The sequence below is a fragment of the Mesorhizobium sp. M2A.F.Ca.ET.067.02.1.1 genome, assembly GCF_004023285.1.
Taxonomy (GTDB): domain Bacteria; phylum Pseudomonadota; class Alphaproteobacteria; order Rhizobiales; family Rhizobiaceae; genus Mesorhizobium.
In genome coordinates this window covers 1-382 of sequence record NZ_RZSB01001501.1, presented here as the reverse complement: position 1 = coordinate 382, position 382 = coordinate 1, and the positions used below count along the sequence as shown (strand labels likewise).

Genomic DNA, 382 nt, shown 5'->3' with positions numbered 1-382 from the left:
CCGCAATACGACGCGACCACCAACACCGCCCATGTCGGCGCCCAGGTCTTGTTCGAGATCCTGAGCCTGATGGTGTTCAGCCCGGCCATCAAGAAAGGCTGAGGCGGCGCCAGACCAATACGGCCGCCGCGCTGGAGCCGGCGGCCGGTTTCAACAACAAGCTTCCAGAAGGGGAACTAAAATGACACTTCGCACCACGCTGAAATCCGCCATCACGGCAATGCTGATGCTCGGCGCCGCCGGCCTCGCCTCGCAGGCGGCCAGGGCCGACGCCATCGACGACATCACCAAGGCCGGCACCATCAATGTCGGCATCTTCTCCGACTTCCCGCCCTTCTCCTCGGCCAGCGCGGACATGAGCATCAAGGGCTATGACATCGAC

At 63.4% G+C, this 382-nt stretch carries 1 pseudogene; it reads left to right on the top strand.

What is annotated here, in order from left to right:
- Window positions 1–181: 181 nt before the first annotated feature.
- Window positions 182–382: pseudogene (locus EOA28_RS38520) on the top strand (amino acid ABC transporter substrate-binding protein); the annotation flags it as partial.